The organism is Acidovorax sp. (assembly GCF_046314175.1).
Classification (GTDB): Bacteria; Pseudomonadota; Gammaproteobacteria; order Burkholderiales; family Burkholderiaceae_C; genus Acidovorax.
This window is the reverse complement of sequence record NZ_JBKBXG010000150.1, coordinates 1-6,542: the sequence shown is the minus strand read 5'-3', so window position 1 is coordinate 6,542 and position 6,542 is coordinate 1. Positions and strand designations below refer to the sequence as shown.

Genomic DNA, 6,542 nt, shown 5'->3' with positions numbered 1-6,542 from the left:
TCAGCGAGGAAGTGCAGATCGTGAGCCAGCGCCTGGTGGGCGAATCCAAAAATCACCTGTCGATCAAGCTCATGCACCAGGGCAACCCGGTGGACGCCATCTGGTTCGGCCACACCGAGCAACTGCCCGCGCGCGTGCTTCTGGCCTTTCGGCTTGATGTGAACGAGTGGAAAGGCGAGCGCAAGGTGCAGTTTTTGGTGGAAGGGGCGCAGCTGTAGGTCGGAGTCGCCGCCGAAATCAGGGGCCAAGCCGCCTGATTGCGACCTGTCGCAGATGCACCCCCCCGTCCGTTCGGGCTGAGCCTGTCGAAGCCAGGCACTGTGCACGAACAGCCCCTTCGACAGACTCCAGGCCAACGACCTGCCTCCGGCTGCCACTTATCAAGCCAAATTGGCCTCTAGCGCTTGATAGTCAAGCGCAAGCAGCTACGCTTTCAGTAGCAAAAGTAAATGCTTGCTCAAACACCCTCACCCCTGCGGTGACAAAAACTGAATAGGCCGCAGCGGCAACCGCCGCCGGGCCTGGTCCGTCAGCTTGCCGTAGTGCTCCACCCACAGGTCAAACAAGGTATCAAGCCCAATCAGCGTGATGCGGCGCTTCTCCTGAGTGCGCGCCTCGGTAGCAGCATCCTTGGTAAAGCCGCCCGTGCACACAAACAGCCCCACATCGCTATCGCCCAGCAGCGCCATGAACGAGCGCAAGCCATCCACACTGACAGCCTCCTTTTGCCGCTTCACCTGCACCTTGATGCGCGGCGGCCGGGTGCCCAGCACATCCGGCTGGGCCAGGATGTCAATGCCGCCATCCTTGCCCGGCGGCGACACCCAGCTCACGTAATAGCCCATGGCCCGCAGCAGGTCGGCCACCAGCTCCTGAAACTCATAGGGCGGCATATTGCGCAGGTACTGCGCAATCTCGGCCCAGGCGTGCTCCTCGGCCTCTTCAAACGTAATGCTCACGGCCTTGGCGGTGTTGTCTTGGGCCAGTGGGTCAGGGTCTGGCGAGGTGCTGGGCGATGGGGCAGCATCTGCATCGGGCTGCGCCGCCTTCCACTCGGCATACAGCTTGCAAGCGCGGCGGTAAAAAGCCTCTGGGTCAGTCAGCTCGGCATGGGCCTTGCGGCCCTCGTCAGTGATGGTCCAAATGCCCTTTTCCTTGACCAGCCAACCGGCCTTCACACAGTCCACCGTGGCAAACCGCACAATCTTGTCAAAGCGCCGCCCGCCAGATTCGTAGTTGTCTGCTTCGTAGGGGGTCAACGTCACGCGCTCCGCCAGTGCAGCCAAGGCCGCACTGGCCTGCAAGCCTTCAGGCGCGGCCATCAAAAGCTTGAACAGCTCGCGCAACAGTTCGCCGGTGCGGCGGCGGGTGATTTCAGCCATTCATTGCCTCCGTTTAACTCGTGTTCGTCTCACACCAACAGCGTCACCACCAGCTCCTCACCCAGCATGTCGATGACTTTCACCGCCACGGTGCTGCCTGCGAGCGGCGCGGGCAGCTCGTAGCGGCCTGCCACCAAGTCTTGCTTGCGCTCGGGCACATCGGCCAGGGCCACGTTGAACACCTGGCCGTTGTACGCGGGGTCGATCAAGATGCAGTCCACTACCGCCCGCCAATCGGTAATCTGCGCACGGAACACGCCTTGCTCCAGGTTCAGGCGCTGCATGATGGTGGGCGACACCACGTCCTGCACCTCCACCACCAGTTGATCGCCCTCGCGCCGGGCGCTGGCCTGCACTGCCAGGGGTTCGTGTTTGATGATGCCGCCCAGCTTGCGGTCGGTGCGCAGCTCCACCACATGCAGCTTGTTCACCGGGCGGTTGCGGTTGTAGGCGTCCACCCAGGCGCGGGCGTCCAGCTGCCAGCCCAGGCACACCACCATCACATCGCGCTCTTCGCTGGGGCGGGTTTTTACCTCGTCGCGCACAGCCTCCAGGTCCAGCGGGGTCAGGGGGTGGTTAAAGGGCACGATCTTCACCAGCCGCCCACCCTGCGTACCGTCAAAAAACGCATCGGTGCGCGTGCGCGCCACACCCAGGTGCTGGCAGGCCAGCTCCACCGCCTCGTTGTGCTGGATATGCAGGTCGTAGTCGTTGACGCGGTAGGTGGCAAAGCCGAGCTGACTGGGGCGCTGCGGGGTGTCAATATTGCCTGCTAAGTCTCCCTGGCGCGGTGCGGCTGCGGCCTGGGCCTGCATCAAGTCCTGCAAGCGCTTGGCAGTGGTTTGGATTGCACCTCTGTTGATATCGCAGCAAATCCATCTGCGTCCGAGACGTTGTGCTACGGCTGCGGTAGTACCAGATCCAGCAAAACAATCCAGGATGAGATCCCCTGGCTTTGAGGAGGACTCCACGATGCGTTCGATTACACGCTCAGGTTTCTGAGTCCTGTAATCCAGTTTCTCTGTCTGATCCGCTGGCATGAGATACGGCAAACGCCAAACATCGTCAATCGTGCGCTCGGTATCTTCGTAATAAATCAAGTTCCCTTGCTCATCTCGCGCCTGCTTAAGACTCTTCGATTCAGGATCCCAAACTCGCTTTTGCTGAGTCTTTGGCTTGTCTCGCTTTTCACGGAGAGTGGTAAAGCTGAATTTCTCCCCGTTTTTGTACGAAAGAATCACATCATGATTCGAAGCGAATCGCCCAACATTACCTTGCATCTTGTTGTAGTAGTGCCAGACGATTTCATTGACGAATCGATCTGGCCCGAAAACTTCGTCGAGGATAAGCCGAAGGTAACTGTTCCGGGATGAGTCGCAATGAAGGTATAGAACACCATCCTCGGCAAGTAGCTCCTTGAGCATCAACAAACGTTCATACATGAACTGCAGATAGTTGTCGTTTGCCCAAATGTCTGTGTACTGCACCTGCTCGCCCAGCGTGTAGTCCTCACCGTCAATCTTCGTTGTACCCTTGACGCCGCGCAGTTGCACCTCGCGCACATAGTTGGCCCCGCTATCAAACGGCGGGTCGATGTAGATGAGCTTGACCTTGCCGCGAAAGCCGTTGGCCAGCAGGTGGGCCAGCACGTCTTTGTTGTCGCCGTGGTAGAGCAGGCCGCCCTGGGGCAGGTCTTGGGGCCAGTCGCTCCAGTCGGCAGCGTGCAGGGCTGCGCTTTGGGTCTGGTGCTGGCCGCTGGTGGCGTCAAACCGCTCAATGGCCTGCGCCGGGTAGGCGCGCACGCGGGCCAGGGGCTTTTTGCCCACCCAGGTGAGCATGGGGCGGCCCTTGGCCTTGGTGATGGTGACGTCTTTGGGCTTTTGGGTGTTTTCGGTCATGTCGGGTCGTGTTCGGGTGCGCGGGTGTACGGGTGCCTGGCTGCAGCGGGCGTTCAAGCGCCGCGAATGAAGTCGCGCACCTGTGCGTAGCCCTCGGGCTTCAGGTCGCTGCCGTCGGCAAACATAACGTGGTAGGCCAGCTTGTCGGGGTTCAGGCCCTCCCACTGCTTCAGGGCCACGGCTTTTTTGCCTTCCAGCGTTTGCGGGGCTTCGCCCCGGCCCAGGCGGGCCATGTCGGCGGTGATGTCGGGGCTGAAGCCGTCGCGCTTGATCTCCACCACCAGGTGCTTGCCATCGGCGCGGCGCAGCACAAAGTCAGGGGTGTAGCGGTGCCAGCGGCCATCGTCGCCCAGGTATTCGGCGTACAGGTCGGTCTTGGCGGGGTCGGTGATGCCGCCGGTAAACCACACGCCTTCGATGTGGTGCCCCCCCTGTTGTAGCTGGGTCAGCGCCCATTTCAAAAACTCGGCCTCGGGCTGGGAGTCGAAGTTGTAGCCCTCGTAGTGAAAGCTGTGCGCCAGCGCATGCGCGGCGTTGGCGGCATCTGCCGTGTCAGCGGCGCTGAGGTAGAGCTTGTCCTTGTCTTTGGCAAAGCTGATGCGGGCGGTGTACACGGTGCAGCCGCCGCGCTCAGTGCGGTCAAAGCCGTCGGCCTTCACCAAGGCAATGGCCACGTCGATTTCTTCAAAGTGGGCTTCGTACTGCGCCCGCTGCGCCTCGATTTGCAGGCCCAGGGCGTCGAGGTGGTAGTTGGGCACGTCGGCGCCCGCACCGTAGGCTTGGCGCAGGGCGGCCAACACTTCGGCGGTGGGCAGGTGGTAGTTGGCGGCCAGCTCGGCGGCTGCGGTGTAGGCGTCCAGCTCGGGCGGCGGGGCGGGCAGCTGGTCACCACCGCCGTCTACCTTTTGCAGCGTGGTGTTGCCCGATGCGGTTTGCACGGGTGTCAAGGTTTCTACCGTGATGCCTGCGGGGGCGGTCACATCGGTGGGGACGGTGAAGTGCAGCGGCGCGGTACTGGCGGGGTCGCCCACCTTGCGGCGGTAGCGCAGCACACGCTTTTTGATGAGCAGCGGCGGCAGGTGCGGCCGGTGCAGCACGATTTCGCGCTCCACCCGTTCGGCCTGCTGGGCGCCCAGGTCTTTGAGCGATGTGCCGTAGGTTTCGGCCAGTTGGGATTCGAGCGTTTTTTTGTTGCTGTCGGTCAGGTACACGCGGGCGGGCACGGTGTTGCCGGGCACCTGGCGCAGGCAGCGGGTGGCGGCTTGCAGCACAAAGTTGTTGCTGTTGGCCAGCTTGCGCACCAAGGCGGTGGCAAACAGGCTGGGGCAGTTCCAGCCCTCGGTGCCCATGTTGACCAGCAGCAGCACGCGCTCGGGGGCCTCGGGGTTGCGAGCCACGGCCTCAAACTGGCGGCGCGTGGCTTCGCTGCTCTTGCCGTCCACCGCCAAAATGGTGTCGGTACCAATGCCTCGCAGGGCCAGGGCCGACTCCACCGCACCGCGCAGCTCGTCGCGTGTTTCGATGTTGGGAAAGTACAGGGCCAGGCGTGCGGGTGCGCCGGGGTTGCCACCCACAGGCGGCAAGCGCACGGCCCAGTAATCGCGCACAAAGTCCTCAATCACCTTGGCCACCAAAGTGTTGGCCTCGCCGTCGCCTAAGTTCAACAACATGATGTTGTTGGCCAGCTCTTTCAACACACCGTCGCGAATGCCTTCGCCCAACCCGTACCACACCACCACGTCGCGCAGGGGCTGGCGTTCAAAGTACGGCGTGCCGGTGGCGTTGATGACGACGACGAGGTTGGTCTCGGCGGCCAGGTAGTCGATGGTGCGGCGCACTTTTTTAATGCCGTCGTCCTTGAACACCAGTTCGCCGGTTTCCTTATCCTTTTCCCACTTGCCCAGCAGTTTTTGGCCGTAGGTGTGGTGGGCTTCGTCTGAGAACACGGCCAGGTGCGGCAACGAGGCCACGGCCTGCAGGCGCAAGTTGGCCAGCTCAGTTTGCTCTTCGACCTTGGTGCCCGTGAACAAAAGCGCTTGGTGGCTGTTGGCGCGCACGTTGGGCTTTTGGATGCGGATTTTTTCGGTGTTGGTGATGATGACGTTGAACGCACTGCCCCAGACGATGGGGATTTGCTTGTCGCCATCACGGGTGAAGGTGAGCTTGAGGCTGGCCGCAAAGGGCTTGTGCATGCGGGGCGGCAGCAGCTTGTCGTAAGGCACATCGGCCAGCTCTCGCAGCGCGCTCAGGATGGTTTTGCCGGGCGCAAAGATGAGCGCGTTTTGCACGAACGGGCCTTCGGGGTATTCCATGGCCATGGCAAATTCGGTGGCGACGATGGAGCCCATCAGGATGGTTTTGCCCGCGCCCATGGCCAGCGCCAGGATGTAGCTGGCGTAGTCGAGCGTGAGGGATTCGCGCAGACTTTCGAGGTGGTTGTCGCGCACAAACTGGTTGTCTTCGCGCACCCGCTGGATCAAGGCGTTGTAGTTGTACTTGGCTTCCTTGAACAGCTTTTCGTTGACGCCCATGGCGTCTAGGCGGTCGGGCAGGTCGTCAAACAGTTGCTCGTACAGCTCGGGCACCTTGGGGGTGCCCAGCACCAGGCGCAGATACCAGTAGGTTTCCAGGGCGCGCAGTTGCGCACGGCGCAGGTAGCGCAGTTGGCCTGATTCGCCCTCCTCCAATGCAAATTCCAAGATCTCGCGGATGGCAGGAAACCCGTCGCACGGATAGTTGGCGGCGCGCCATGCGTCTACGCGCTGGGAAAGCGCTTGGTACAAATACGTCATTGGCTTTGTGTTTCTACGGAACTCATGATTTTCACCGCTTGCCCAACAAGGGCGAGCGGCCGATTTTTTCTTGTGGACTCACCAGCTTGGGCGGCGTGGAGAACCCATCAAACGCCTCCCCCGCGTTCCAATCCCCCACCGCATACACCCGCGCATCTCGCAGGCCCTGCACGCCTTCGGCCCACGCCATCAGCATGCGTTTACCGATGTCTTCAAACCCCGGGTGTAGCACCATGGCCTGGCGCACCCGGGGCGCCACGTCGGCCACGGCGTCGCTGATGGCTTGCACCATGTGCTGTTGCTCTTTGGGCTGGATGCCAAACGTGGCGGCAATGAACTTTTGCAGGTTCTTGCCGGGCGCCCAGGTGCGTTTGCCCATGAAGTCGATGGCGGGCGGGTTGTGCTGAAAGCCTGCGTACACGCTGGTGGTGAGCATGTCGTAGGCGGGTGACAAGTGGGCATTGGCTCGG

3 protein-coding genes and 2 pseudogenes are annotated in these 6,542 nt (G+C 61.8%); 1 reads left to right on the top strand and 4 read right to left on the bottom strand.

Annotated elements, in window-relative coordinates; genetic code table 11:
- Positions 1–218 (top strand): annotated as a pseudogene (locus ACK4OE_RS24565) (single-stranded-DNA-specific exonuclease RecJ); the annotation flags it as partial.
- 249 nt (positions 219–467) lie between these two features.
- Here ACK4OE_RS24565 and ACK4OE_RS24560 read toward each other — a convergent pair.
- From ACK4OE_RS24560 to ACK4OE_RS24545, 4 genes and pseudogenes are all read right to left on the bottom strand, one after another.
- Positions 468–1,382 (bottom strand): restriction endonuclease, encoded by a 915-nt coding sequence (locus tag ACK4OE_RS24560; protein WP_409889012.1) that lies wholly within the window; start codon positions 1,380–1,382, stop codon positions 468–470.
- A 29-nt stretch (positions 1,383–1,411) separates the two neighbouring features.
- Entirely contained in the window at positions 1,412–3,280 is a 1,869-nt protein-coding gene (locus ACK4OE_RS24555; protein WP_409889010.1) for a site-specific DNA-methyltransferase, read from the bottom strand.
- 53 nt (positions 3,281–3,333) lie between these two features.
- The gene (locus tag ACK4OE_RS24550) at positions 3,334–6,072 is read right to left on the bottom strand and encodes a hypothetical protein (protein WP_409889008.1); all 2,739 of its coding nucleotides are present in this window, start codon (positions 6,070–6,072) and stop codon (positions 3,334–3,336) included.
- Positions 6,073–6,103: 31 nt separating this feature from the next.
- A pseudogene (locus ACK4OE_RS24545) lies at positions 6,104–6,542 on the bottom strand (hypothetical protein); the annotation flags it as partial.

Excerpts from the sequence above, each read along its gene's own strand:
- ACK4OE_RS24560 (WP_409889012.1), bottom strand. The coding sequence starts at position 1,382 with ATGGCTGAAATCACCCGCCGCCGCACCGGCGAACTGTTGCGCGAGCTG.
- ACK4OE_RS24555 (WP_409889010.1), bottom strand. The coding sequence starts at position 3,280 with ATGACCGAAAACACCCAAAAGCCCAAAGACGTCACCATCACCAAGGCC.
- ACK4OE_RS24550 (WP_409889008.1), bottom strand. The coding sequence starts at position 6,072 with ATGACGTATTTGTACCAAGCGCTTTCCCAGCGCGTAGACGCATGGCGC.